The sequence below is a fragment of the Pigmentiphaga sp. GD03639 genome (assembly GCF_029845405.1).
GTDB classification, from domain to species: domain Bacteria; phylum Pseudomonadota; class Gammaproteobacteria; order Burkholderiales; family Burkholderiaceae_B; genus Pigmentiphaga; species Pigmentiphaga daeguensis.
Map to the genome: position 1 here is coordinate 21,259 of NZ_JAOCLR010000032.1, position 24,382 is coordinate 45,640.

Here is a 24,382-nt window from a genome sequence, read left to right on the forward strand (position 1 = left end):
GAGATTATTGTGAATAGATGGTCGGAACGCGCATGGTGCAAACCCTTAACTTCATCGAGATTTTTTCTGATATCATCGTGATCAGTTCCGTCCCCACCGTCAACCCAGAATCTCATTTCCCGCCATGTCACTCGCCGACGCTGATGTCTTGGAAGCCCATGAAGCCGCAGATAAGCCTCGAACGCTGATCGAGACGGCGTATCGCCAGCTGCGCCGGGACATCATCAATGGGGGCCACCAAGCCGGACAGAAGCTGCGCGTCGAACATCTGAAGGCGACCTATCAGGTCAGCGCGGGGACGCTGCGCGAGGCGCTGGCATTGTTGGTGTCCGATTCCCTCGTCGTGGCGCAAGGCCAGCGCGGATTCCGTGTGGCGCCGATGTCGCTCGCCGACCTCGAAGACCTGACGCGCATGCGCACTCTGCTCGAATGCGAAGCGGTGCGCGAGAGCATCGCACTCGGCAAGGACGACTGGGAAGCGAGTGTCGTCAGTGCGTTTCATAAGCTGTCCTTGGCCGAGCAACGCCTGCGCGTCGATCCCCAAGGCGCGTTCGACGGCTGGGAGGTCTGCAACCGCCATTTCCACGAAATGCTGGTGGCGGCCTGCACGTCGCAGTGGATGCTCAGGTTTCGCGGACTGCTGTACCAGCAGTCCGAACGTTATCGCCGCGTCTCGGTCACCAAGGGGCCGCCGCCGGTCGAAGTGCACGACGAGCACAGGGCGATCTTCGAGGCCGTGATGGCGCGCAATGCCGACCTCGCCGGTGCCGTGTTGACGTCGCATGTGCACCGGGCGCTGACAGTGATCCGCAAGGACGGCCTGCTCAAATGACCGAGGCTGTGCTGCAAGGCCCCGTGGTCGTGCTGGGCGGTGGCCTGGCCGCCGTGTCGTTCGTCGGCGGATTGCGCTCCGGCGGGTTCGGTGGCGGCATTGTCGTCGTCAGCGACGAAGTCGAGACTCCCTACGACCGCCCGCCCCTGTCCAAGGAGTTCCTGCGCGAGGGTGTCGCCGACAAGATCCGCCTCGATCTGAGCCGCGCGCGCGATGTGGAGTGGCTGCGCGGCACGCCGGCGTGCAAGGTCGACACGCCGCGGCGTGAAGTGCTGCTGGCCGACGGCCGCAGCCTCGGCTACGGGACCCTGGTGTTCGCCACCGGCGCCACGCCCCGCCGCCTGCCGGCGCTGCAGGACGCCCCGATGCCGGTCATCACGCTGCGCACCCTGGACGACGCGCAACGCATTCGCGCCGGGCTCGCGCCGGGCGCCCGGCTGGTGGTGATCGGCGGCGGGGTAATCGGGCTCGAACTCGCGGCCACGGCGCGTGGCCTCGGTGCCACGGTCACCGTCATCGAAGCCCTCGATCGGCTGATGAACCGCTGCGCATCGGGGACTCTTGCAGCCGTCGTCGCACGGTCGCACCTCGAACGAGGCGTCGACATTCGTCTGGGCCGTCAGGTGACCGGGTTCGACGGTCACGCGATCGTGCTCGACGACGGCGCTCGGCTGGAGGCCGACCTGGTGGTCGTAGGCATCGGCGTCGTCGCCAACGACGAACTGGCGCGCGCCGCCGACATTGCCTGCGACGACGGCATCTTCGTCGATCGCCTTGGCCGCACGACCTGTCCCGGCGTCTATGCCATTGGTGACGTGACCCGCCAGCGCAACCCGGTCAGCGGGCGCTTCGAACGCATCGAGACTTGGTCAAACGCCCAGAATCAAGGGCTGGCTGTCGCGCGCACCTTGCTTGACCCGACGGCAACGCCCTATGCCGACATCCCCTGGTATTGGTCAGACCAATACGATCTGCACATCCAGGTGGCCGGAGTTTCGATGGGCGACGACGAGATCGTGCGTGGAGATGCATCGGTCGGCGCCAAGTTTTCGCTGATCCAATTGCATCGGGGTCGCGTGGTCGGCGTGACCTGCATGAACAACGTGCGTGAGTTTTCGTCGCTCAAGCGACTGCTGGGTAACGAGGCGCTGCCGGACCGCGCTGTGCTCGCCGACCCCGGCACGGATCTGCGCAAACTGCTTGCGGCGCGCCGCATTTTTTGAGGCAGATCCCCGAGTTGGCAGGCCAGCGTGGTCCGGATCATCCGTAAGGCACTGCTGCCGAACCCGTCGGAGGTACGTCATGCCGTCGTCGTAGCTGCCCTGCCAAAACACCAGGGTCTGATTTAAGGCTACGCTGAATAAGCCCCGCCAAAGAGCCCGTTCGGGTTCGTGACGGGTCGAGGTAGCTCCAGCAGGTGGCCGAACGCCCTTTCTGCGGCCCCCGGGAGCCTGTTTCTCGGGCCTTTCGGCCCATTTGCAGCCCTCATGGTCATGGGCGCACCTGTGTCATCAACCTTGATCGGCTCAGGTAGATGTTGGCCAGCGCCAGGGCCGTGAATGCGCGCGTGGCGTTCTTGGCAAGACCCCGGTAGCGCACCTTGCTAAAGCCCCATAGCCGCTTGACCACGCCAAACACGTGCTCCACCCGCGCGCGGATGCGCGACTTGTTGCGGTTCTTCGTGTTGGCGCCGATTCAAATCTGACCAGATGGTCAGTTTTCGGTCGGCGTCAACAAGGGGATGTCACCTGCGCATCGCCTTGCAGATCCAGCGCACTGTGGGCCAGGTGTGGACGCCCGCGGTTGTCGTAAATGTTGAAGATGGTGACCTCGTCCGGCCTCATGCCCGAGGTGTAGAACCACTCATGTTCCGGGTTGGCGGCAACGCCCAGAATCTGTCCCATACGGTCGGGGTAGACGAGACCGATGTCCATCCAATCCTCGGGACGCATCGAGCGGGGCCAGATGAAGCCGAGCGGGCTGGAACGGATGACCCGCTCAACCGGCCGCCAGACATTGACGAAGCCGAAGCCCGCCGCGTGGAAAGCCCGGGCGCGGCTTTCGCCAACGATATCAACCAGCCGTTGCTCTGCGCCGGTTCGGCTGTAGTCGTTGTGAACGTTGCGAGCCGGGCGGCGGGCGGCGCCCGAGTCATCGATGCGAACCGTGTGGTCGAAGACGATCACTTCCTTCGCGCCAATCTGTGCTTTCAGCAGCTCGTCGAGTTCCTGCTCGTAGGCGGCTTGCCATTCGGTGCCGCTTTCAAAGTCGGTCACACAGGAGGGACTGGATACAAAAGCGATCCCGTCGTCTCTGAAGTTGGGTTGCAGGGCGCTGCCCCGCAGGTCAGCCACGCACACCGTAATGGACACCAGTTCGGGGGACTTGAGATGGCCCACGACGCCGTCGACATCGAATTCGAACGCCTGCGGAGCATCCTTTCTGACGTGGTAGTTGACGGTGGCTTTGGTCGACATGCTCGGGTCTTTCGGGTTCGGTGGGCGGGCCGATCAGCCCGGCAAAGGGTCAGATCTCCACGACGACCTTGCCGATGGCCTGCCCGCTGCCCAGTCGCGCATACGCCCGACCGACGTCGGCGAGGCCGAAGCGCGGCTCGTCCAGCAAGGGCTTGAGCGCGCCTGCGTCCACGATCGCGGCCAGCTTGGCCAGGATTGTCCGCGCCGAAGTAGAACTGAGCCACCGCGCCGCTTGAATCGTGAGCCAGGGGTGGAAGCCGACGTTGTGATGGTCGGCTGTGGATAAGAGCGTATATGGACGCCCCGGTTTGCCAAGCCTCCACTTCGTGATGGCGGGAAGGTCAAGATTGCACGCGTATATCCGGACTGGTGCGGCAGCTCACTGCCACGGTCCCTGATGGAATTCGCTGGCCAAGGTCCCATCGGCTACTGCGACAGCCATTCATAGCGAACGGTTCTGTTAAAGCGCTCCACATAGGCATTTTGCTGAGGCTTACCTGGCTGGATGTATTCCAGGCAGATACCTTTGGCGCTCGCCCAGTTTTCCAGTATTGCGCTGATGTACTCAGGCCCGTTGTCACAGCGAATGACTTGGGGTTTGCCACGCCACTGCATGATTTGCTCCAAGACCCGAATCACACGTAGCGAGGGCAATGAGAAGTCCACCTCAATGCGTGGAAATCAACAGCAAGACCACGGCATGCTCCAGCCCACCTCGGACGGCAAAGCGGTCTGGCGCGCGACCGTGACCAGCACGACCGGCTGGTCCCATTTGTTCACCCTGTTGCGTCTCGCTACCTCACCGGCTGGATCGGCCGCGCGCCCATCGTTGCGAACCGCGACAAGGCTGCGGTCTTCGTAGGAATACATGAACTACCTCCAGGTAGTCCAAGTTTTTAGCCGCACCCCCGCCTGGTCAGATTTGAATCGGCGCCAACAATCCCCTCGAAAAAGCATCGAGAGCCGCACCCTTGTGCGCTACGCCCGACCCTGAAAGGCCATCAAACCATGTCCACATCTCCACTGACCCAAGCGCGCCAACTCGCCCTGCCGAGCCGCGAAGCCATGCTCATGCGGCACCCCGCCGTCCAGGCCTTCTGGGACCAGAACGCACAGCTGTTTGAAGCCGCGTGGCAGGAATGGCAAGCCAACGGTGAACACGGGCACATCGGCCTGGACCGGTCGATGTACGACCCCCGTCTGCGCAACGCCGTCGAGCGCAGCTGGGCCGACCCGAGCCAGGAGGGCGAGGTGAAGACGGAGGTCTTTCCCAACGTCTACAAGGCCCAGTTCCTTGATCCTGAACGCCTCAAAGAGCTCCGCCATTTCATGGGCCGTGTCGCTGATGCGGGCATTCCACTGCGCCCTCCCTACGGGATCGTGCTCAACCGTGGTGGCGCCATGCTGGATCCCCGCTCCGAGGGTTACCTGGCCGCACCCGAGTTCCAGAAGTTCTACCGCGACCTGATGGACCACTTCATGCGGCCGATTTCGCGACTGCTGTTCCCCGATGTCTATGGCTACGACAGCCAGACCTTTGGATTTTCCATCCAGTGGCAGGCCGGCAAAGACACCTCCTTGCGCCCTCATACGGACGCCTCGGCGGTGACGCTCAACATCAACCTGAACCTGCCCGGCGAAGCGTTTTCTGGATCCGGGGTTCGCTTCATGGATCGTGTTTCTGGGAAGTCCGAGAGCCTGAGCTTCGAGCCCGGCACCGCCCTCATCCACCACGGCAGCGTCCCGCATGCCTCGGAGCCCATCACCGAAGGCGAGCGCCACAACCTCGTGCTCTGGCTTTACGGCGAGGGTAACCAGATCCCTCTGCACGGCGCCCACCACAACACCATCAGTCCGCAGGAACGCTGGACCATCCCGAAAGCCCGGACCGACGCCTTCGCGCCGTTTTAAACGGTTCAGCCAGACTTCACTGTTGATCACAAGGAACACAAGCCATGCCCAAGACCATCCTCATCACCGGTGCCACAGACGGCATCGGCCTGGCCACCGCACAAACGCTGGTGGCGCGAGGCCACACCGTGCTGATCCATGGACGCAACGCGGCCAAGCTCGCTGAGGTGCACAAGGCATTGACCGCGCTGCCAGGCGCAGGGTCGGTGGAAAGCTTTGTGGCCGATCTCTCGCGCTTGACCGAGGTGGAGGCAATGGCTAAAGCTGTCGTGGCACAGCACAAGAGCCTCGACGTGTTGATCAACAACGCCGGTGTGCTCAAGACCCCTCAAACCCGCACGCCCGAGGGCTTGGATGTGCGCTTCGTGGTCAACACCCTCGCACCCTACCTGCTGACCCAGCGCCTGTTGCCGCTGCTGGGCGCGGGCAGCCGGGTCGTCAACCTGTCGTCTGCAGCGCAAGCGCCGGTGGACCTCGAAGCCCTGGCCGGCCGCACCCGGCTGGGCGACATGCCCGCCTACGCGCAGAGCAAACTGGCGATCACCATGTGGTCGCGCCAGATGGCCACAGCCCTGGGTGACAAGGGCCCGATGGTCGTCTCCGTGAACCCGGGTTCCTTGCTGGCCACCAAGATGGCGAAAGAAGGGTTTGGCGTGGCCGGACACGACATCCGCATCGGCGCCGACATCCTCGTGCGCGCAGCGCTGTCCGACGAGTTCGCACAGGCCAGCGGCCAGTACTTCGACAACGACGCGCGCCGCTTCGCCCCGCCCCACCCCGACGCGCTCGACCCACGCAAGACCTCGCAGCTTGTGAAGGCCATCGAGGCCCTGCTGCGCGACCCAGCCTGAACCACCGATCCATCCCGATCTACCACATGAGCACCACGACCATGAAAGCCGTCGCCTACCGGACCCCCGGCCCCATCGAGCGCGGAGACGCGCTGCAGGACATCACCCTCGAAAAACCCCAGGCCACCGGACGCGACCTGCTGGTCAAGGTCCATGCCGTCTCGGTGAACCCGGTGGACGCCAAGCTGCGCGTGCGCCGTGCACCAGCGGCCGGCGAGTGGGGCATCCTCGGCTTCGACGCCGCCGGCGTGGTCGAGGCCGTCGGGCCCGATGTGAAGGACTTCAAGGCCGGAGATGCCGTCTTCTATGCCGGCTCCATCACCCGGCCCGGCACCAACAGCGAGTACCACCTCGTTGACGAACGCATCGTCGGCCGAAAGCCCACCAGCCTTAGCGACCCCGAGGCAGCGGCGCTGCCGCTCACCGCGATCACGGCATGGGAGATGCTTTTCGACCGGCTCGACGTGAAGCGCCCGACGGCGCAGGGCGGCCAGCTCATCCTGGTCATCGGCGGCGCTGGCGGCGTGGGCTCGATCACCATCCAGCTGCTGCGCGCGCTGACCGACCTGACCGTGATCGCCACCGCGTCGCGGCCCGATACGCAGGCCTGGGTGCGCGAGTGCGGTGCCCACCACGTGATCGACCACCGCCAGCCGCTGGCGCCGCAGGTGCAGGCGCTTGGCCTCGGCGCGCCTGGCTTCGTGTTCTCCACCACTCAGACCGACCACCACTACGCCGACATCGTCGAGCTGATCGCGCCGCAGGGCCGCTTCGGCCTGATCGACGACCCGGCCGAGCTCAGCGCGCTGCCGCTGAAGGGCAAGGCCGTGTCGTTGCACTGGGAGCTGATGTTCACGCGCTCGATGTTCGGCACGCCGGACATGGCGCGCCAGGGGCAGTTGCTGAACGAGGTGGCGGCGCTGGTGGATGCCGGGCGCATCCGGTCGACCGCCACCGAAACCGCCGGCAGGATCGATGCGGCGACATTGCGCCGGGTGCACGCGCAAATCGAAAGCGGCACGGCGCGCGGCAAGATCGTGCTCGAAGGGTTCTGAAGGGCCGCAACGAATACGATTGACAGGTCGGCCTCGGACTGCCGCCAGAACCGGATGATCTGCTCTTCTTCATGTCCGTCTTTCTCCTGGTGGTTGACGGACTTCACTAACCTCCGCTTGGTACGGTTGGTGAATGGCAGGTCAAATCCCGAGATGGTCATTTTGCAGCGACGGTTTCCTGAAGCGAGGCGCCTAGCCCCAAGGTCTTCAGTTTCGAGGTGACGGGCTCGACCTCGCCGTCATGCACGACCTTCAGCCGGCGGTTCGACAAGTCGAAGGACAGCGCCCGAATCTCCTCAAAGCCGTTCAGGGCTAGGCGAATCATTCGTTCTTCTGATGGACAGTCCATCTTCGGCACGGCATAAACACTGACCCATCTCCCTGGCGCCTCGGAGGAGGCCTGTATATCGGTATCCGCTGCGGACGTTGCATCACCGCCACAGGCGCCACCACAGGATTTGCTCATGATACGACTCCACTTGAACAATGTTGTGGTACCATTTAGAACTATAAAGCTACTATAAGGTCAATAGAGTAAAGAATCCGTTGGGGAGGAGGCTGATGCGCATTGGTCAGTTGGCGCAGTTGGTAGGGGTCGAAACACAGACGATCCGCTTCTATGAACAGCAGGGCTTGTTGCCGCCGCCTGATCGGCAGGACAACGGTTACCGTGTCTATACCGAGAAGCATGGTGAGGGGCTGGCCTTCATCCGTCGCTGCAGAATCCTGGGCCTGTCACTGGCTGAGATTCACGAACTACAGAGCTATCAGGACGACCCTCATCAGCCTTGTACCGCCGTCAACGCCTTGCTCGATGATCACATCTCTCATGTGCGGTCGCAGATAACCGCTCTGCAAGCGCTTGAGAAACAACTCGTTTCACTGAGAGCGAGTTGCAACGATGACCGGGAAGTTGAGGCGTGCGGGGTTCTTGCTGGAATTAGCGAAGGAAACATGCACCAGCAGTAGGTGAAGCATCAACCAGATAATCCGATGAGATGCCGGTCTGTCTCACTCTCATGCAAAGGTAAGATCAACCATTTAATCCGCTTACCCATTTTTTCGAGCTTCGGACCTATCATTGAGCGTGCAAAGGCTAACGGTGTCGCGGTGAGGCTGCGGCAGAGCTTGTAGGTCTCGCCACATTGCGACAGACACGACCGCCTGGATGAAACCGCCCTGATGCGGGCGCCAGGAGAAAAAAGCCAGGAGACAAACATGGCATTCAGCAGCCACTGGAGTGCACCCGGTCATGAGGCCACCTCGGACATGTCCTGGCGTGCAGACGACGTGATCGAGCGCTCAAGGCAGCGGTCGATGGGCGTTCACAGGCTCGACCCGGGACGCAGTGACCCGCCGCGCGTCCTCACCGCGACTGCCCTGCAAGACCATCGCTTGCCGATGGAAGACCTGCTGGATGTTGCGCGCAGCGGCATGGAGTCGTTGTTCCTGCAGATACGTGACGCCGGGTATGTGATCCTGCTCACGGATGTCTATGAGCGCTCGGGCGCGGAACAGCTCGGGCTGTACCTACTCCGGTTGACGGCACGCATGCAGAGCCCCGCCCGCGTGGCCGAAATCAGGTGCTTGATGTGCGAGTTGACCAGCGCTCGTGTGCCACCGTCGCCAGGCTTGCTCGGTGAACACGCCTTGGATGGGCCATTTAGAGCGGCTAACAAAACGGTGGGAGATGGCGAATGCAGATAACGCAGCAGGCCAGCGAGAGCAACGCGACATGAATGTCGATGCGGCGCTCGAAACGAGTACGCAGCTTCTCGTGCGCCGGAGACTTGCCCTGGGCGACGGCCTTCTTGGCATCCAGCAGCTTTTCGCGGGCCATCGCCAGAGAAATGCCCGCCGGCCCGTAGCGGCCAATGGTCAGGGTCTCGCGGCGGCCGTTGAGACGGTAATCGAAGCGGAAGGTGACGGTACCGCTGGGCGATACCGTCACGTACATTCCATCCCGGTCAGAAGCCTTATAAGTCAAGGACTTAGGCTTCAAATTGCGCAGTGCGGTGTCGGTAAGCATCGAGGTTTTTCCTCCTGTTCGTGACGGCTTTTACCGTCAGGGGTCAGGAGACCTGCTGATACCCGGAAAGCCGCATGAAACAAGCTTCCCAGAGGAGCGATTTACCGTCAAAGACCGATTTGGTCTCGATAGTAAACAAGGAGGTCTTAATCCGGCCTCCGGTTTCTACCGTCACCTCTACCGTCAATCCGTTTCGCTGCCCGGCGATAGTCACCGATAGCTGCCGTGACGTATTTCCTTTGAAATCAACACGTTACGGTGGATTTTCGATAAGTGGCGATAGTCCCCGAAGGACCTGATTTCACTCCCATTCAAGGAAGTACAACCATGAACTCCTCGACCACGCTGCGCCAGCTCAACGGACTGGACCCCACACCGGCCACGTTAGACGGTGCCACCTTGATCCTCGTGGACTATCAGAACACCTACACGCGCGGCGTCATGGAACTGGCCGGCTGGCAGCCGGCGCTGGCTTCGGCATCTGAACTGTTGACCCGGGCGCGCGCCGCCGACACCAACATCATCCATGTCGTTCACGACGGTGGAGAGGGCTCGCCCTACGACCTCGCCGCCGAGATCGGTCAGATTCATCCCGCCGTCGCGCCGCTGCCCAACGAGCCCGTGGTCGTCAAGACGGCGCCCAATGCATTCGTCGGCACCGATTTGGGCGAGCGCGTTGAGGCGGCCGGTAACAAACAGGTCATCGTCATGGGATTCATGACCCACATGTGCGTGACGTTCACCGCCGAGGGTGCATTTCTACGCGGCAACCAGCCCACCGTGGTGGCCGATGCCTGCGCGACGCGGGCCATCCGCACGGACGTGGTGAATGTGGAAGCCGCGGCCCTGCATGAGGGCGCTTTGGCGACGATCGCCGATCTCTACGCGGTCGTGGTGCGTTCGGGTACGTCGATCCGATAGAGGCCTCGCCCGGCTAACGCGCTGGCGTCACTCGCGCTCGATAACTCGAAGCAAAGCCGTTCGACGCTTCGACATGGGTCCGAAGGCCCTCGTGACATCTTCAACGCTTTTCTCCGACTTCAATGCGTCGAGGATGTCGGCCCAGTCCTGCATGATCACCTTGCGCGATTCCACGAACTTCGTGTGGTCGTATGGAGCGCGCGAGGAGTCCTTGTTCTTCTTCGAGTGTGCGAGTTGGAGATCGACCCGCTTTTCGGGATACCCAAGCAACCCAAGGATCGTCGTGGCGGTCGAACGGAAGCCATGGGACGAAAACCGCCCGCCATAACCCATGCGCTTGAGTGCTTGATTGAGCGTCGTTGCCGACATCACTTGTCCCGGCTTCCTGTAGCTCGGGAACAATACTTTGCCGCCGCCAGTTAGAGCATGTAGCTCCCTAAGAGCGGCCACCGCCTGCCGTGACAGGGGAACCAAATGGGGGCGTCGCATCTTCATACGCTCGGACGGAATCGACCACATGGCGTTGTCCAGGTCGAACTCTTCCCAGGAGGCCTTGCGCAGTTCTACGGTGCGCACGTAGGTCAAGGCCATCAGCTTGAGGGCGAGGACTGTCGTCTGATAACCCCCTTCGTTGTCCACCCGATTGAGAAAGTCCGGGATCTCTGCCCATGTCAAAGGAGGGTTGTGGCGGACCTGAGGGCGCTTGACCAGTCCCTTGAGCAAGGCGGCAGGATCGAATTCGCAGAGACCTTGGGCAGCCGCATAACTGAAGATTTGCCCACACCACTGGCGAATGAGGATCGCCACAGTCTTCGCGCCACGAGCCGCCACATCCTTGATGATGGGGCGCAGATGTGGAGCCCTGATGCTGCTGATCGGCAACTTGCCAATCCGGGGGAAAACATCCTTCTCAAGGTAGCTGGTGACTTGGTTGGTGTAGTACTCGCTCCAGTGAGCATTGCTGACGATCCACTCCCGAGCAACGGTCTCGAACGTGCGTTCGTATGTGTCGGCCTGGAGGGCGATCGCCGCCTTCTTCTCTACGATGGGGTCGAGTCCCTTCTTGACCAACGCCTTTGCCCGGTCCCGTTCCGCACGGGCCGCCTCCAGCGTGATTTTTGGGTATACCCCGATCGAGTACACCTGTTCAGCGCCGCCCAGCCGGTAGCGGTACCACCAGAGCTTGGAGCCGTTAGGCTGAACGCGCAAAAAGAGGCTGCCTCCGTCCCGGAGTTGGTACACCTTGGGCCTGGGCTGCGCCGTTTCCACTTTGCGCGCCGAGAGAAGATTGAGTGCTGTGAGTGCCATGTGTATAACGCCTCCAAATTGGCCCGTTACACACTCCATTACACACATGAGCACTGGATTTGTCCAGCTTTCAGAATCGCTCGATGGACGATCAACCCTTTAAAAACAAGGACTTAGAGTTTCTCCGTGGAGGTTGATGGAAGCCAGTGGACCTCAATCGTAGTTATCCACCATCAGCAGCATGTCGGTCATCCCTTGGAATCGAGCCGGCCATGGGCCGGGAACACATCGGCGATCGCGCCGTCCGCGAACGGGCGCCGCCACGCGAACGACGAGCCGCGGCAGGCATGCGCGGGGGTTCGGCTAGCAAGGGGAAGTACTGCTGGATGCACGGGCAATCTCCTGGATCGGGAGCCGCCGTGCCGGGGAGCTGTGTGAATTCGCGACCTGCCACCGGGTACGGCGGCAGGGTGCAGTTTCGAACCGCAACGACGTGCCGCTTCCTAGCGGAAGCGCCACCACTGAGCTGCTTGATTCGGAACGATGCGGTTCATGTCTTTCTGGCGCGAGTTGGGAGCCGCGGCAAGGTTGCGCGTTTCTGCTCCGGGGCGATTCTATCGCGACCGCGATTCGCTTGTCGAACGGAAGAAATGGGGACGGAACAATCGGCGGCCACGGGCCCCGCAGGCCCGGCCCGTCAAATGCCCGCTGCCCGGGCCAGGGCCTCGCGATGCTCGGGCGCCGCGATCGCCAGCATGCGCTGCGCCCGCTGGCGCAGCGTCAATCCGCGCAGGTCGGCCGCGCCGTGCTCGGTCACGACGATGCCGGCGTCGCTTCTGGGCAGGGTGACGGGGCCGGACAAGCTCGCGACGATACGACTGGCCCCGCCCGCCGTCGCGGGCAGCGCAATGACGGGGACCCCGTCCCGGCTCCTGCCGGCGGCCCGCATGAAGTCGGCTATCCCCCCCACCGCGCCGACATAGCGGCCGCCGGCCACCTCGGAATTGACCTGGCCGGTCAGATCCACCTCGACCGCGGAGTTGATGGCGACGAACCGGCCCAGGCGGTCCAGGACCGGGCCCGCATGGGTGTAGCCTGTCTCGCGCAACCGCACCGCCGGGTTCTTGTGCACGAAGCGCCGCACCCGCTCTCCGCCGAACAACAGGCCGCCCACAGTCACGCCGGTGTCGATCGGCTTGCGCCGGTTGGTGATCACGCCAGCCTCGGTCAGCCACACCATGCGCTCGCTCAGGCTGCCCGAGTGGACGCCCAGGTCCCGGTGATCCCCGAGCGCGGCCAGGACGGCATCGGGAATCGTGCCGATCCCGGTCTGGATCGTGGCGCCGTCCGGCACCAGGCCGGCCACGTGGCGGCCGATCCGCTGCGCCGTTGCGTCGGGTTCGGCCGGCGCTCCGGGCACCGCCGGTCCGCACGAAGCAGGCACCAGTAGGTCGACGTCGCCTTCGCGCAGATAAGGGCCGCCGAAGGTCCAGGGCACGTCCTCGTCCACTTCCGCGATCACCGTCCGGGCCGCGTCCAGCGCGGACACCAGGTAGTCGCGGGCCATCCCCAGGCTGTAGCGCCCCGCCTCGTCGGGTTTCGACAACTGCAGGAACAGCACGTCGACCTTGAGCCGCCCTGCGCGAATCATCCGGTCCATCTCGGAGTAGTGCGCCGGCAGGATGTCCATGACGCCCGAGCGCAGCAGCGTCCGGTTGGAGCCCGCGCCGCAGTATCCGACGAAATCCATGTCGTCCGCCAGCTCGGGCGCCAGGACCGGCTCGAGGCCATGGCCGATACCCAGGAAGACGCGCACCCGCCCGACGCGGCGGCGCTGCTCCACCAGCGCGCGGATCAGCGTCAGGGGCTGCGCCTGCGCCTGCCCCCACAGCACGGTGTCCCCGGGCCGGATGTGCGGCGCGAGGTCGAACACGGCGGGCTCCATGGCGGCGGTCACGGGATCGATCGCGCGCGGGCGCCTCAGCGCCCGCCCATCGCGCGGACCATGTTGCGCGCGATGACGGTCTGCTGGATCTGCGTCGTGCCTTCGTAGATGCGGAACAGCCGCACGTCGCGGTAGAAGCGTTCGATGCCGTATTCGCTCATGTAGCCGGCGCCGCCGAATATCTGCACGGCGCGGTCGGCCACGCGGCCGCACATCTCCGAGGCGAACATCTTGGCGCACGACGCCTCGGTGCTTACCGGCAGTCCGTCGTCCCGGCGGCGGGCCGCGTCCAGCACCATGCAGCGGGCGGCATAGATCTCGGCCTTGCTGTCGGCCAGCATGGCCTGCACCAGCTGGAAACCGGCGATCGGCTGGCCGAACTGCCTGCGCTCCATGGCATAGCCGAGCGCCATGTCCAGCATGCGCTCGGCCACCCCGACACAGACGGCGGCGATGTGGATGCGTCCCTTTTCCAGCACCTTCATGGCGGTCTTGAAGCCCTGGCCTTCCTTGCCGATCAGGTTCCCGGCAGGCACGCGCACGTTGTCGAAGATGACGTCGCAGGTGTGCGCGCCCTTCTGGCCCATTTTCCTGTCGCGCTTGCCGAAGCCGATGCCGGGCGAGTCCGCATCGACGATGAAGGCGGACACGCCCTGCGCCCCCTTGTCGGCGGGATCGGTGCGCGCCATCAACGTGAAGATGCCGGCCTGCGGCGCGTTGGTGATGAAGCGCTTGGTGCCATTGACCACGTAATGGTCGCCCTCCCGGATGGCGGTGGTGCGCAGCGATGCCGCGTCGGAGCCGGCCTCGGGCTCGGTCAGCGCGAAAGAGGCGGCCAGCTCGCCGGTCGCCAGGCGCGGCAGGTACTTCTGCTGCTGCTCGGGCGTGCCGTCGAACAGGATGCCCTGCGAACCGATGCCCACCGTGGTGCCGATGAGCGAGCGGAACGCCGGCGAGGCGCGGCACAGCTCGAACACGACCAGCGCCTCTTCTTCCATCGTGAGTTCCAGGCCGCCGAAGCGTTCGGGAATGGTCAGCCCGAACAGGCCCATGGACTTCATGTCGGCAACGATGTCCGCGGGAATTTCATCGGTCTCGGCGACGATGTCCTCGTTGGGAATGAGGCGCTCGCGCACGAAACGGGCAATGGTGCCGAGCAGGCCGTTCAGGGTTTCTTGATCGCGGATCATGGTGGCCAACGGATTCGGTGGGAACGCTGCATCCTGGGCGGGCCGGCGCGATGGCGTCAATGCTCCATCCGATCATGTTCCGTACATCGGTTTGCGCGGCCCGGAGCGCCCCCCGGGCCATCGATGCGCCCACGCTTCCGTCTTGCGCCGTAATTCCGACGTACGGAACAAAGGGAACGGCCTCATTGACGATGCCCGCGGGTCGGCCGCAAGGTGGGGGCCTGCTGCGGACACCTCGACGATGCCTACCTCGATCTCCCCCACCGCGCTTCTGTCGCGCCGGTTCGGCACGATGGAACATGCCTACACGGCCCGTGATACCCAGCTCTACGCGCTCGGCATCGGCATGGGCTTCGACCCGCTCGATGCCGGCCAGCTGGACTACGTCTACGAGGGCGTGGACGGCCTCGCCCTGAAGGCCATGCCCACCCTGGCGAACGTGCTGGCCTATCCGGGCTTCTGGGCGCGCGAACCCGACACCGGCATCGACTGGCGCAGGGTGGTCCATGCGGAGCAGGCCATCGAGTGGCACGCTCCCCTGCCGGCGAGCGGCCGGGTGCTGGGGACCAACCAGGTCAGCGGGCTCTGGGACCGGGGCGCAGGCAAAGGCGCCTTCCTGCAACAGCGCCGCGATATCCGAGACGCGGCCAGCGGCCGGCTGCTGGCCACCGTGACCCAGCTCAGCCTGCTGCGGGGCGACGGCGGCTTCGGCCAGGGCGGCAGCGCAGGCGGACCGCCGCCGGCGCACGCCATGCCGGATCGCCCCGCCGACGCCGTGTGCGACCTGCCCACGCTGCCGCAGGCCGCCCTCATCTACCGTTTGAGCGGCGATTCCAATCCTTTGCATGCGGCGCCCGACGCCGCGCGCGCGGCCGGCTTCGACCGGCCCATCCTGCATGGCATGGCCACCATGGGCGTTGCCGCCCACGCGGTCCTGCGCACGTGGCTGGGCTACGACGCCGGCCGGCTCACGGGAATGCGGGTGCGGTTCACGGCCCCCGCCTTTCCCGGCGACACCCTGCGTACCGAGATGTGGGCGGACGGCCGCGTCATCTCGCTGCGCACCACCGCCATCGAGCGCGGCGTCGCCGTGCTCGACAACGCCTGCGCCACCCTCGACTGACGCCAAGGAAGACATCATGGATCTGGGATTGAAAGACAAAGTGGCCATCGTGACCGGCTCGGCGCGCGGCCTGGGGGCGGCCGCCGCAAGGCGCCTGGCCGAGGAAGGCGCGCGGGTGGTCGTGACCGACATCCAGGGCGAACTGGCCGAGGCGACGGCGGCATCGTTGCGCGACGCGGGGCTGGCGGCGCACTGCGTCATCGGCGACATCACCCGGCCCGGCGACGTCCAGCGCCTGGTGGACGAAACCGTGGCCACCTTCGGCGGCGTCCACATCCTGGTCAACAATGCCGGCTTTCCGCGCGACAAGCACCTGGTCAAGATGAGCGAAGACGATTGGGACCGGGTCATGGAGGTCATGCTCAAGGGCGCGTTTCTCGCCTCGCGCGCGGTCATGCCCCACCTGATCGCGCAAGGCTGGGGGCGCGTGATCAACATCAGCTCGCGCGCCCACCTGGGCAATCCCACTCAGGCCAACTACTCCGCGGCCAAGGCCGGCCTGATCGGCATGGCCAAGGCCCTGTCCATGGAAGAGGGGCGCTACGGCATCACGGTCAACTGCGTGGCGCCCGGCTTCATGGAAACGGAGATGGTGCAGGCGCTGCCGACCTATGACATCATCAAGGAGCGGGCCGTCCAGATGCAGCCCATCAAGCGCGCCGGGCAGCCCGGCGACGTCGCCGACGCGGTGGCGTTCCTGGCCAGCGAAAGGGCCGGATTCATCAGCGGCGAGGTCCTGCACGTCACGGGCGGCCGGTTCGGCTGATCCCCAGGGAATTCGAGCATGAGAAGAGCTGCCATCGTTTCCCCGCTGCGCACCCCCGTCGGTGCGTTCGGCGGCGCGTTCAGAACCGTCCCGGTCGAGGAACTGGGCGCCGTCGTCGCCCGCGCCATCGTCGAGCGCACGGGCCTGGATCCGCAACGCCTCGACGACGTGGTGTTCGCGCACAGCTACATGAGCGGCGAAACGCCTTGCACGGGCCGCTGGATCGCCCTGCAGGCGGGCCTGCCGGTCGACGTGCCCGGCATGCAGCTGGACCGGCGCTGCGGCGGCGGCCTGCAGGCCATCGCCACGGCCGCCATGATGGTGCAGACCGGCGCGGCCGACGTAGTCATGGCCGGCGGCGTGGAAAGCATGAGCAACGTGGAGTACTACACCACGCGGATGCGCTGGGGCAGCCGGGCGGGGTCCGTCCGCTTGCACGACCGGCTGGACCGCGGGCGCGAGCGCTCCCAGCCGGAACACCGCTTCGGCCGGATCAGCGGCATGATAGAAACCGCCGAGAACCTGGCGCGCGACTACGGCATCGGCCGCGAAGCGTGCGATCGGTTCGCCGCGCGCAGCCACCGGCGGGCCGCGGCGGCCTGGGAAGCCGGCCACTTCAGGGACGAGATCGTTCCCGTGGCCGTGCCCCAGCGCAAGGGCGATCCGGTGATCGTCGAACGGGACGAAGGCGTGCGCGGCGGCACCACCGCCGAGGACCTGGCCCGGCTCAAGCCCATCTTGCGCGACGGCGTCGTCACGGCGGGCAACGCCTGCCAGCAGAACGACGCGGCCTCGGCCTGCCTGATCGTGGCCGAAGACAAGCTGCGCGAATTCGGGCTGGAACCCATGGGCTGGCTGGTCGGCTGGGCCGCCGCCGGCTGCGAACCGTCCCGCATGGGCATCGGGCCGGTGCCGGCGACCCGGAAGGTGCTGGCGCGCACTGGCCTCGGCCTGGACCAGATGGACCTGATCGAGCTGAACGAGGCATTCGCCTGCCAGGCGCTGGCCTGCGTCCAGGGCTGGGGCCGTTCGATGGACGAACTCGAAGACCGGCTCAACGTCAACGGCTCCGGCATTTCCCTGGGGCATCCGGTCGGCGCCACGGGCGTGCGCATCATGACGACCCTGCTGCACGAACTGCGGCGCCGCAAGGGCCGGTATGCGCTGGAAACCATGTGCATCGGCGGGGGCCAGGGCCTCGCCGCCATCGTTGAGCGCGCCTGACATTCCGCGCTCGCGGGGCCCGCGGCCGTTCGTCGCGCCCCTGGCCCGGGCGCTGGACGTGCTGGCCGCGTTCGGCATCCGCGACCGCGCGCTCGGCAACCGGGAACTGGCCGCGCGCACCGGCCTGCCGCCCTCAACGGTAAGCCGGATCACGCGAACGCTCCTGGCCCTGGGCTACCTGCTGCACGACGGGCCGGCGCGCCGGTACCGCCTGGCGCCCGCCGTGCTGTCCCTGGGCTACGGCGCCGCCGCGGACTCGAACATCCCGCAGGCGGCGGCGCCGCGCATGCAGGCCTTCGCCGCTCGGCACGACACCCTCGTGACGCTGCACGCGCGCGATCGCCTGCAAATGGTCCTGGTCGGGCGCTTCCAGCCTGCGCCATCCTCCGCCCCGCCGCTCCTCGAGGCAGGCATGCGGGTCGGCCTCGCCTCGTTTCCGATAGGCGGCACCCTGCTCGCGGCGCTTCCCGAAACCGAGCGCTACTACTTGTTCGAAAAGATCGAGCGGCGCGCGCGGCGCGATTGGCAGACGCTCAGGCGCCTGCTGGGCGAATCCATCTCGCAAGTCCACGACAAGGGCTTCTGCGCCGGCCCGGCGCAGTGGGATCCGAACCTGGGCATCGTGTCCGCACCGCTCGCGGCGGTCGGCCAGGCGCCGCTCGTGCTGTCGTGCATCGGCCCGGCCGCCCGCCTGTCGCGCATCCGCGTGGAGCGGGAACTGGGGCCGCACCTCGCGGCCATGAGCAGAGAAATCTGCCAGTCGCTTCTGACGCCATGAACGCCCCCCACCCCGACCGGGAAACCGGCGAGCCCGCCTTGCTGACCGTCGCGCGGGGCCTGCAGGTGCTGCGCGCGTTCCGCTCGGACCGCCAGGCGCTTTCCAACGCCGAACTCGTGCGCCGCACGGGCCTGCCCAAGGCGACGGTGTCCCGGCTGACCAGCACGCTGCTGCAAACGGGATTCCTGCGGCAGTCGCCCGGCCGGCGGACGTTCGAACTGGGGCCCATGCCCCTCGGCATCGGCCACGCCTACGTCTCGTCGAGCGAACTCATCGGCCTTGCGAACCCCCTGCTCCAGGACCTTGCCGACCGGCTCGACGTGTCGGTCGCCCTGGCCGCGCGCGACCAGCTCGACATGCTCTATCTGGGATACCGGGCCAGCCACAAGGTGGCCACGCTAAGGATGGGCCTGGGTTCGCTGCTGCCCATGGGGCGCACGGCCATCGGCCACGCCTACCTGTGGGGCCTGCCCGCCAGGCAGCGCGCGTCGCTCGTCCGGGCATTGCAGAAACAGGCCGCCGATCCGGCCCGCCTGAAGGCGCGGATCCACGCCAGTTTCACGGAGCTCGACGCTACCGGAACCTGCGCCGTGCTGGGCGACTACCAGCGCGACGCCTACGCCGTGGCATTGCCGGTCGCCATCGGCCGCCGGCGCATCCTCCTGGCGCTGAGCTGCGGAAAAGTGCTGTTGCGGCCCAGGGCCGCCGAAGCCGAACGCAGGCGCATCGCCCCGGCCTTGATCGAGGCGGCGGCGCGGCTGGAAAAGCTCCTGCGGGGATTCGACGGCGAACCGTGATCCCGGCAGGCGTTCAGGCCAATCGTTCGAATATCGCCGCGAGCCCCTGGCCGCCGCCGATGCACATGGTTTCCAGCGCGTAGCGCCCTGCCCGGCGATCCAGCTCGCGCAGCATCGTCGCCAGGATGCGCACGCCCGTGGCGCCGACCGGGTGCCCCAGGGATATGCCGGAACCATTGACGTTCAAGCGATCGAAATCGCCCGGCTGGAACGACAGCGCGGCCGTGCACGCCAGCACCTGGGCCGCGAAGGCCTCGTTCAGCTCGATCAGGTCCATGTCTTTCAGGGACAAGCGCGCGCGCCGCAGCGCCCGCTCCGTCGCGGGAACCGGCCCGATGCCCATGCGCTCGGGCTCGACGCCCGCGGCCGCCCAGGCGACCAGCCGCGCAAGCGGACGGATCCCCAGGCTTTCGGCCTTCTCGCGCGTGGTGACGATGCACGCGGCGGCGCCGTCGTTCTGTCCGCTGGCATTGCCTGCGGTCACCGTGGCCTGCGCATCCACGGCAAGCCGGACAGGCTTCAGGGCCGCCATGTCCTCCAGCGAGGCATCCGCGCGGGGATGCTCGTCGATCGCCACCACGTGCGACCCGCGCCTGCCCTCGACCGTCACCGGCACGATCTCGGCGTCGAAGCGGCCGCTGTCGCGGGCCTGGACGGCATGCACATGCGAGCGCAGCGCCAACCGATCCTGGTCTGCCCGGGAGATGCCGAATTCCCGCCGCAGATTCTCGGCCGTCTCCAGCATGCCGCCCGGGACCGGGTGATACTTGCCGCCGGAGGTGATCCGCCCGCGCGCGATCCGATCCCAGAACGGCGTCGAATCGCCCCGCACCCCCCAGCGGGCGCCGAGCGAATAGTGCTCAGCCTGGCTCATGCTTTCGGCGCCGCCGGCGACCACGAAGTCCGCCACACCGGTCTGTACCCGCATGGCGGCATCCAGCACCGCCTGCAGGCCCGAGCCGCAGCGCCGGTCCAGCTGCAGGCCGGGCGTCTGCGCGCCGAAACCGGCGTTCAGGGCGACGATGCGTCCGATGGCCGGCGCCTCGCCGTTCGGATAGCACTGGCCGAAGATGACCTCGTCCACCGCGGCGGGGTCGAATCCGGCGCGGTCCCGCAGCGCCCGGAGCACGGCCTCGCCCAGATCGGCCGCCGGCACATCGCGGAACACACCGCCATATCGTCCGACCGGTGTGCGGATCGGCTCGCATATCACTGCTTCTCTCATGGCATGACACTCGCCGTAGATCCGCGGATCCCGCTATGTCCGGCCGCGCGCGGCCCGGAAGTCGGGCTTGCGCTTCTCGCGAAAGGCCCTGGCGCCTTCCTTCGATTCCTCGGTCTGGTAGAAAAGCGCGAGCGCTTCCAGGCCCGTATTGCTGATGCCGCGGATATTGTCGCTGTCGGCATTGAACGAACGCTTGGCGATGGCCAGGGCGGTGGGACTGCGCTCGAGCAGCTCCGCGCACCAGGCATCCACGGTGGCATCCAGTTGGTCGTGCGGCACGACCACGTTCACGAGCCCCATCGCTTCAGCCTGGACCGCGGTATAGCGGCGACAGAAGTACCAAATCTCGCGCGCCTTCTTTTCGCCGACCAGCCGCGCCAGATAGGCGGTTCCCCACCCCGGGTCCACCGATCCGACCTTGGGCCCCACCTGGCCGAACACCGCCTTCTCGGAAGCGATGGTGATGTCGCTCAGCGTGGCGAGCACGTTGCCTCCGCCGATGGCATAGCCCTGCACGCGCGCGATGACCGGCACGCGGCAGTCGCGCATCGCCGAATGCAGCTCCTCCACGGGCAGGCCGACCACGCCCCGCCCGCCATAGCTGCCTTCGTGCGAACTCTGGTCGCCGCCGGTGCAGAATGCCCGTTCGCCTGCGCCGGCCAGCACCACCACGCCTATCTGCGGGTCGTGGTCGGCATCGCGGAAGGCGTCGATCATCTCCTCCACGGTCTCGGCGCGGAATGCATTCATCACCTTTTCCCGATTGATGGTGATGCGCGCGACCCCCTGGCGCTTGTCGTAGACGATGTCCTGGAACGTCATGTTCTTTCCCTTTTCGTAGGCCGATGAGCGGCCGCTTCAGAATTCCCACGGGCGCACGGCGCAGCCCCCCGCGATGCCGCCGTCCCAGCGCGCGCGCAAGGCGTCCGTGGCCTTGCTGATCGGGAAGACGCGCGAGACATGCGGCGCGATCTTGCCCTGCGCGGCCCATTCGAGGATATGGGACTTGCGGGGCTCGCGCTTTCGCGGGTCGCGCTCGACCGTGATGACGGCCGGGCAGCCCAGCACATCCAGGCCCTTCATCTGGATGAGATTGGTCGGAAGCTGATTGGCGCGCGGCGACCCGCGGCGACCCTTGCCGTCGGCCACGTCGGGGGTCGACGTCCAGCCGACGATCAGGAAACGCGCGCCGAAGGCCACGCAGCGCAGGCTTTCGAGCGACACCTCGCCGCCGACCGCGTCGTAGACCGCGTCGACGCCACGGCCGCCGGTCAGATCCTTCACCTCGTCGCGAAACGGGCGCAGGCCCGAAGACGGATCGCCGCCGCGCAGGTTGATCACCGCATCCGCGCCCTGGGACCGGACCAGCGCCAGCTTTTCATCCGAGCGGCCGGTGGCGATGACGCGAACGCCCAGCATCCGGCAGATCTGCACCGCGGCCAGGCCCGAGGCGCCGGACGCCCCGTGTATCAGGACCGTCTCGCCCGCCTGCACGCGGCCGCGCGTGATCAGGCAATGGTAGGCGGTCTCGTAGCTCGCGAGCAGGTTGGCGGCCTGGTCGAAATTCAGCCTTTCCGGGATCCGCGCCAGCGCCGAGGCGGGCACCACGGCGTAGCCGGCAAAGCCGCCCGCGCTCTGGTAATCAGTCTTGGAACGCGGGCCGGCGGCGATGAAATCGCTCAGGACACGGTCGCCGACGGCGATTTGCTCCGGATCGACTTCGTCTCCCGTCCACTCGACCACGCCGCTGTATTCCACGCCCGGAATGTAGGGCGGATGGCAGCGGTGCTGATACTGGCCGCTGGCCATGACCAGATCGATCCAAGACACGGCGGAGCTCTCGATGCGGACGATGACTTCATGCGGCTTGCAGCCACGGGGATCCGGCGGCGGCTGTTCCTCGACCCGCAAGAAGTTCTGCAGCGCGTCCATGGGATCTTCGCCCAGTTCGGTGAAGACCGCCCGCCGCCCGGCCTTCCACGCAGATGCCCCGGTATCGCTTGCCCTGTTCATTGCTCTTCTCCTTTTTGCGCTTGCGCCGCCGTGCCGAAGTACCGGCCGAGCGCGGCGACACTTTCCGGATTCACGCAGGACGACAGGTCGCCGACGGGCAGGCTCAGGTAGGCCGCCCTGACCACGCGGCGCATGATCTTCATGTTTCTCGTCCTGGGAAGATCGTCCACGATGTACACGTGCTTGGGCCGATATGCCGCGCCCATGCGGGCGCGCAGCGCATCCGACAGCCTGGCGCCCAGGGCCTCGTCGCCCGCCGCCCCCTTCATCGGCACGCAGACGCAGACGATGGCCGAGCCGCTCTTGTCGTCCGGGACGCCGATCACCGCGGCCTCGATCACCTCGCCGGTGTTGGTCAGGACCGATTCGAGCTCGGCCGGGCCGGTGCGCTTGCCGGATACCTTGATCGTGTCGTCGCTGCGGCCGAGTACGTAATAAAGGCCGTGGCGATCGCGCACCGCCAGGTCCCCGTGCACCCACACGCCCGGCAAGGTCCGCCAATAGGTATCCAGATAGCGCTCGTCGTCGCCCCAGATGCTCTTGGTCATGCCGATGCCGGGGTTGCGCAGCACCAGTTCGCCCACGACGCCATCCGCCACGGGGCTCCCCTGTTCATCGACGATATCCACCCCGCACCCCAGCCCGCGCGCCGAGAACGAGCCCGGCTGCATGGGATGGCACACGGTGCCGACGAAGTTGCAGCCGCACACTTCGGTACCGCCCACCAGATTGACGATGGGGATCCGGCGCCGGCAGACGTGCTCGAAGAACCAGAGCCAGGCGGCATCGTTCCACGGTTCGCCGCCCGAGCAGGTGATGCGCAGACGGCTCAGCGCAAGCCGGTCCACGCTTTCCGGGCCGTACCGCATGAGGCCGCGCACGATGGTGGGCGAGACGCCGAGATAACTGACCGCATGGCCGTCGGCCAGGTTCCAGAATCGATCGGGCCGGGGATAGTCCGGCACGCCTTCGGCGAGCAGGACGCTGGCGCCGAAATAGGACGGCAGCAGCGCGCTCATCGGCCCCACCATCCACCCCATGTCGCTCATGAAGAAAAGCCGGTCGTCCTGGCGAAAGTCGCCGCAGATGTGCACGTCGCGCAGCGCCATCGACGCAAGAAAGCTGACCTGCGTCCAGACGCATCCCTTGGGCTTGCCGGTCGTTCCGGAGGTATACAGCAGGATCGCGGGCGCCTCCGCGGGCAGCTCGGCGGTGTCCGGAATGGCCTGCTGGGCGGCGAGCAGCGTGTCCCAATCGCGGTCCCTGCCCGGTGTCATCGGAGCTTGCGGGCTGTTCTGCCGGCCGACCACGACCACGCTCGACACGCCGGGAACCTCCTCCAGGGCCGCGTCGAGCACCGCTTTCATCGGCACGAAAGATCCCCGGCGCCACGTGCCGCCGGCGGTGATGACCGCCTGCGCGCCGGCGTCCCGCAGGCGCGAAACCAGCGGCTCGACGCCGAAGCCGGAGAACAGGGGTACCGCGATCGCGCCGATCTTGATGACCGCGAACAGCGCGACGAAGGCTTCCGGGATGTTGGGCAGATAGAGGGCGACACGATCGGCCTGCCGTATGCCCAGCGCGAGCAGCGCCGCCGCAAGCCGGCCTACCTGCCGGTCGAACTCGCCGTAGGTGAAGCGGCGGACCTGCCCGTCCTCGCCTTCCCAGACGAGGAATTCCTTGTCCCATATGGCCGTCCCGCGGTGGCGGTCCAGGCAGTTCAGCACGATATTCGTCGTGCCGCCCACGCACCAGTCGGCGCGCTCGATGCCGCGGCTCGTATCCAGAATCCGCGCATAGGGCCGATAGAAGCGAAAGTCGCAGAACCGCAGGACCTGCTCGGTCAGCCATCCCGGGTCCGCGTCCGCGCGCCGTTCGAGCTCGGCGAAATCGGCCATCCCGGTGTGCCCCAGGAAGCGGGCAAGAACGGACCGCGCCATCTGTTCCGCGCTGGGCACCCAGGCGAAAGAGGCCGCATCATGGCTGGGAATCCGCAT

General features: G+C 66.1%; 23 protein-coding genes and 5 pseudogenes. 13 read left to right on the top strand and 15 right to left on the bottom strand.

Annotated elements, in window-relative coordinates; all coding sequences use genetic code 11:
* Positions 1–124 precede the first annotated feature (124 nt).
* Together N5K27_RS24270 and N5K27_RS24275 are read left to right on the top strand one after the other, a co-directional pair.
* On the top strand, positions 125–832 hold the full coding sequence (locus N5K27_RS24270; RefSeq protein ID WP_279819709.1) for an FCD domain-containing protein: 708 nt from the start codon (positions 125–127) through the stop codon (positions 830–832).
* Positions 829–2,055, top strand: coding sequence for an FAD-dependent oxidoreductase (locus tag N5K27_RS24275; protein WP_279819712.1), 1,227 nt, complete (start codon positions 829–831; stop codon positions 2,053–2,055). Before N5K27_RS24270 ends, N5K27_RS24275 begins: the two co-directional genes overlap by 4 nt.
* A gap of 268 nt (positions 2,056–2,323) precedes the next feature.
* On the opposite strand, the pseudogene N5K27_RS24280 reads toward N5K27_RS24275, so the two are convergent.
* From N5K27_RS24280 to N5K27_RS24300, 5 genes and pseudogenes are all read right to left on the bottom strand, one after another.
* Positions 2,324–2,509: pseudogene (locus N5K27_RS24280) on the bottom strand (transposase); the annotation flags it as partial.
* Positions 2,510–2,562: 53 nt separating this feature from the next.
* Entirely contained in the window at positions 2,563–3,309 is a 747-nt protein-coding gene (locus N5K27_RS24285) for a CmcJ/NvfI family oxidoreductase (protein WP_279819715.1), read from the bottom strand.
* Positions 3,310–3,358: 49 nt separating this feature from the next.
* Positions 3,359–3,481 carry a zinc-binding dehydrogenase gene (locus N5K27_RS24290; RefSeq protein WP_279819717.1) on the bottom strand — a complete coding sequence of 41 codons (123 nt, stop codon included), beginning with the start codon at positions 3,479–3,481 and terminating at the stop codon, positions 3,359–3,361.
* A 263-nt stretch (positions 3,482–3,744) separates the two neighbouring features.
* Positions 3,745–3,981 (bottom strand): annotated as a pseudogene (locus tag N5K27_RS24295) (integrase core domain-containing protein); the annotation flags it as partial.
* Positions 3,982–3,990: 9 nt separating this feature from the next.
* The gene (locus tag N5K27_RS24300) at positions 3,991–4,179 is read right to left on the bottom strand and encodes a hypothetical protein (protein ID WP_279819768.1); all 189 of its coding nucleotides are present in this window, start codon (positions 4,177–4,179) and stop codon (positions 3,991–3,993) included.
* A gap of 138 nt (positions 4,180–4,317) precedes the next feature.
* On the opposite strand from N5K27_RS24300, the gene N5K27_RS24305 reads away from it, so the two are divergent.
* The 3 genes from N5K27_RS24305 to N5K27_RS24315 are packed head-to-tail and all read left to right on the top strand — an operon-like array spanning position 4,318 to position 7,126.
* Positions 4,318–5,220, top strand: a complete 903-nt coding sequence (locus N5K27_RS24305; RefSeq protein WP_279819720.1) for a hypothetical protein — start codon at positions 4,318–4,320, stop codon at positions 5,218–5,220.
* 44 nt (positions 5,221–5,264) lie between these two features.
* Positions 5,265–6,071: an SDR family NAD(P)-dependent oxidoreductase gene (locus N5K27_RS24310; RefSeq protein WP_279819723.1), complete on the top strand. Its 807-nt coding sequence runs from the start codon at positions 5,265–5,267 to the stop codon at positions 6,069–6,071.
* A gap of 41 nt (positions 6,072–6,112) precedes the next feature.
* Entirely contained in the window at positions 6,113–7,126 is a 1,014-nt protein-coding gene (locus N5K27_RS24315) for a zinc-binding alcohol dehydrogenase family protein (RefSeq protein ID WP_279819766.1), read from the top strand.
* A 163-nt stretch (positions 7,127–7,289) separates the two neighbouring features.
* Here the strand turns inward: N5K27_RS24315 and N5K27_RS24320 are convergent.
* A pseudogene (locus N5K27_RS24320) lies at positions 7,290–7,592 on the bottom strand (cation transporter); the annotation flags it as partial.
* A gap of 95 nt (positions 7,593–7,687) precedes the next feature.
* Between N5K27_RS24320 and cadR the strand changes: the two are divergent.
* Both cadR and N5K27_RS24330 read left to right on the top strand, forming a co-directional pair.
* Positions 7,688–8,095, top strand: a complete 408-nt coding sequence (gene cadR / locus N5K27_RS24325) for a Cd(II)/Pb(II)-responsive transcriptional regulator (protein ID WP_004364961.1) — start codon at positions 7,688–7,690, stop codon at positions 8,093–8,095.
* Positions 8,096–8,344: 249 nt separating this feature from the next.
* On the top strand, positions 8,345–8,833 hold the full coding sequence (locus tag N5K27_RS24330; RefSeq protein WP_279819727.1) for a hypothetical protein: 489 nt from the start codon (positions 8,345–8,347) through the stop codon (positions 8,831–8,833).
* Here N5K27_RS24330 and N5K27_RS24335 read toward each other — a convergent pair.
* A pseudogene (locus tag N5K27_RS24335) lies at positions 8,799–8,900 on the bottom strand (IS5/IS1182 family transposase); the annotation flags it as partial. The gene N5K27_RS24330 and the pseudogene N5K27_RS24335 overlap by 35 nt on opposite strands.
* Positions 8,898–9,155 (bottom strand): annotated as a pseudogene (locus N5K27_RS24340) (Arm DNA-binding domain-containing protein); the annotation flags it as partial. The pseudogenes N5K27_RS24335 and N5K27_RS24340, both read right to left, overlap by 3 nt.
* A 327-nt stretch (positions 9,156–9,482) precedes the next feature.
* On the opposite strand from N5K27_RS24340, the gene N5K27_RS24345 reads away from it, so the two are divergent.
* Positions 9,483–10,076: a cysteine hydrolase family protein gene (locus tag N5K27_RS24345; RefSeq protein ID WP_060784732.1), complete on the top strand. Its 594-nt coding sequence runs from the start codon at positions 9,483–9,485 to the stop codon at positions 10,074–10,076.
* 27 nt (positions 10,077–10,103) lie between these two features.
* Here N5K27_RS24345 and N5K27_RS24350 read toward each other — a convergent pair whose 3' ends face one another.
* The 3 genes from N5K27_RS24350 to N5K27_RS24360 all read right to left on the bottom strand — a co-directional run bounded on the left by N5K27_RS24350 (position 10,104) and on the right by N5K27_RS24360 (position 14,459).
* Positions 10,104–11,384 carry an integrase arm-type DNA-binding domain-containing protein gene (locus N5K27_RS24350; RefSeq protein ID WP_060784731.1) on the bottom strand — a complete coding sequence of 427 codons (1,281 nt, stop codon included), beginning with the start codon at positions 11,382–11,384 and terminating at the stop codon, positions 10,104–10,106.
* Between the two features lie 637 nt (positions 11,385–12,021).
* Positions 12,022–13,281 carry an acetyl-CoA hydrolase/transferase C-terminal domain-containing protein gene (locus tag N5K27_RS24355; RefSeq protein ID WP_243724658.1) on the bottom strand — a complete coding sequence of 420 codons (1,260 nt, stop codon included), beginning with the start codon at positions 13,279–13,281 and terminating at the stop codon, positions 12,022–12,024.
* Positions 13,282–13,304: 23 nt separating this feature from the next.
* On the bottom strand, positions 13,305–14,459 hold the full coding sequence (locus N5K27_RS24360) for an acyl-CoA dehydrogenase family protein (RefSeq protein WP_087840670.1): 1,155 nt from the start codon (positions 14,457–14,459) through the stop codon (positions 13,305–13,307).
* Positions 14,460–14,700: 241 nt separating this feature from the next.
* Here N5K27_RS24360 and N5K27_RS24365 point away from each other — a divergent pair, with 241 nt between their 5' ends.
* The 5 genes from N5K27_RS24365 to N5K27_RS24385 are packed head-to-tail and all read left to right on the top strand — an operon-like array spanning position 14,701 to position 19,147.
* Positions 14,701–15,582, top strand: a complete 882-nt coding sequence (locus tag N5K27_RS24365; RefSeq protein ID WP_087840671.1) for a MaoC family dehydratase — start codon at positions 14,701–14,703, stop codon at positions 15,580–15,582.
* Positions 15,583–15,598: 16 nt separating this feature from the next.
* Complete coding sequence (gene fabG / locus N5K27_RS24370; RefSeq protein WP_087840672.1) at positions 15,599–16,348, top strand: 3-oxoacyl-ACP reductase FabG; 750 nt, start codon at positions 15,599–15,601, stop codon at positions 16,346–16,348.
* An 18-nt stretch (positions 16,349–16,366) separates the two neighbouring features.
* On the top strand, positions 16,367–17,572 hold the full coding sequence (locus N5K27_RS24375; protein ID WP_087840673.1) for an acetyl-CoA C-acetyltransferase: 1,206 nt from the start codon (positions 16,367–16,369) through the stop codon (positions 17,570–17,572).
* Entirely contained in the window at positions 17,559–18,350 is a 792-nt protein-coding gene (locus tag N5K27_RS24380; protein WP_165963320.1) for a helix-turn-helix domain-containing protein, read from the top strand. The genes N5K27_RS24375 and N5K27_RS24380 overlap by 14 nt, the downstream gene beginning before the upstream one ends.
* Positions 18,347–19,147, top strand: coding sequence for an IclR family transcriptional regulator (locus N5K27_RS24385; RefSeq protein WP_087840674.1), 801 nt, complete (start codon positions 18,347–18,349; stop codon positions 19,145–19,147). The genes N5K27_RS24380 and N5K27_RS24385 overlap by 4 nt, the downstream gene beginning before the upstream one ends.
* Positions 19,148–19,160: 13 nt before the next feature.
* Here N5K27_RS24385 and N5K27_RS24390 read toward each other — a convergent pair whose 3' ends face one another.
* The 4 genes from N5K27_RS24390 to N5K27_RS24405 are packed head-to-tail and all read right to left on the bottom strand — an operon-like array spanning position 19,161 to position 24,382.
* Positions 19,161–20,372, bottom strand: a complete 1,212-nt coding sequence (locus N5K27_RS24390) for an acetyl-CoA C-acetyltransferase (RefSeq protein ID WP_087840675.1) — start codon at positions 20,370–20,372, stop codon at positions 19,161–19,163.
* Positions 20,373–20,405: 33 nt separating this feature from the next.
* Positions 20,406–21,194 (bottom strand): enoyl-CoA hydratase-related protein, encoded by a 789-nt coding sequence (locus tag N5K27_RS24395; RefSeq protein WP_087840676.1) that lies wholly within the window; start codon positions 21,192–21,194, stop codon positions 20,406–20,408.
* A gap of 36 nt (positions 21,195–21,230) precedes the next feature.
* A complete protein-coding gene (locus tag N5K27_RS24400) occupies positions 21,231–22,385 on the bottom strand; it encodes an NADPH:quinone oxidoreductase family protein (RefSeq protein ID WP_087840677.1) in 1,155 nt (384 codons plus the stop codon).
* Positions 22,382–24,382: an AMP-binding protein gene (locus N5K27_RS24405; RefSeq protein ID WP_087840678.1), complete on the bottom strand. Its 2,001-nt coding sequence runs from the start codon at positions 24,380–24,382 to the stop codon at positions 22,382–22,384. The genes N5K27_RS24400 and N5K27_RS24405 overlap by 4 nt, the downstream gene beginning before the upstream one ends.

Excerpts from the sequence above, each read along its gene's own strand:
- N5K27_RS24395 (WP_087840676.1), bottom strand. The coding sequence starts at position 21,194 with ATGACGTTCCAGGACATCGTCTACGACAAGCGCCAGGGGGTCGCGCGC.
- N5K27_RS24300 (WP_279819768.1), bottom strand. The coding sequence starts at position 4,179 with ATGTATTCCTACGAAGACCGCAGCCTTGTCGCGGTTCGCAACGATGGG.
- N5K27_RS24285 (WP_279819715.1), bottom strand. The coding sequence starts at position 3,309 with ATGTCGACCAAAGCCACCGTCAACTACCACGTCAGAAAGGATGCTCCG.
- cadR (WP_004364961.1), top strand. The coding sequence starts at position 7,688 with ATGCGCATTGGTCAGTTGGCGCAGTTGGTAGGGGTCGAAACACAGACG.
- N5K27_RS24390 (WP_087840675.1), bottom strand. The coding sequence starts at position 20,372 with ATGAGAGAAGCAGTGATATGCGAGCCGATCCGCACACCGGTCGGACGA.
- N5K27_RS24365 (WP_087840671.1), top strand. The coding sequence starts at position 14,701 with ATGCCTACCTCGATCTCCCCCACCGCGCTTCTGTCGCGCCGGTTCGGC.
- N5K27_RS24315 (WP_279819766.1), top strand. The coding sequence starts at position 6,113 with ATGAAAGCCGTCGCCTACCGGACCCCCGGCCCCATCGAGCGCGGAGAC.
- N5K27_RS24360 (WP_087840670.1), bottom strand. The coding sequence starts at position 14,459 with ATGATCCGCGATCAAGAAACCCTGAACGGCCTGCTCGGCACCATTGCC.
- N5K27_RS24350 (WP_060784731.1), bottom strand. The coding sequence starts at position 11,384 with ATGGCACTCACAGCACTCAATCTTCTCTCGGCGCGCAAAGTGGAAACG.
- N5K27_RS24400 (WP_087840677.1), bottom strand. The coding sequence starts at position 22,385 with ATGAACAGGGCAAGCGATACCGGGGCATCTGCGTGGAAGGCCGGGCGG.
- fabG (WP_087840672.1), top strand. The coding sequence starts at position 15,599 with ATGGATCTGGGATTGAAAGACAAAGTGGCCATCGTGACCGGCTCGGCG.
- N5K27_RS24375 (WP_087840673.1), top strand. The coding sequence starts at position 16,367 with ATGAGAAGAGCTGCCATCGTTTCCCCGCTGCGCACCCCCGTCGGTGCG.
- N5K27_RS24275 (WP_279819712.1), top strand. The coding sequence starts at position 829 with ATGACCGAGGCTGTGCTGCAAGGCCCCGTGGTCGTGCTGGGCGGTGGC.
- N5K27_RS24270 (WP_279819709.1), top strand. The coding sequence starts at position 125 with ATGTCACTCGCCGACGCTGATGTCTTGGAAGCCCATGAAGCCGCAGAT.
- N5K27_RS24330 (WP_279819727.1), top strand. The coding sequence starts at position 8,345 with ATGGCATTCAGCAGCCACTGGAGTGCACCCGGTCATGAGGCCACCTCG.
- N5K27_RS24385 (WP_087840674.1), top strand. The coding sequence starts at position 18,347 with ATGAACGCCCCCCACCCCGACCGGGAAACCGGCGAGCCCGCCTTGCTG.
- N5K27_RS24310 (WP_279819723.1), top strand. The coding sequence starts at position 5,265 with ATGCCCAAGACCATCCTCATCACCGGTGCCACAGACGGCATCGGCCTG.
- N5K27_RS24345 (WP_060784732.1), top strand. The coding sequence starts at position 9,483 with ATGAACTCCTCGACCACGCTGCGCCAGCTCAACGGACTGGACCCCACA.
- N5K27_RS24405 (WP_087840678.1), bottom strand. The coding sequence starts at position 24,382 with ATGCGGATTCCCAGCCATGATGCGGCCTCTTTCGCCTGGGTGCCCAGC.
- N5K27_RS24305 (WP_279819720.1), top strand. The coding sequence starts at position 4,318 with ATGTCCACATCTCCACTGACCCAAGCGCGCCAACTCGCCCTGCCGAGC.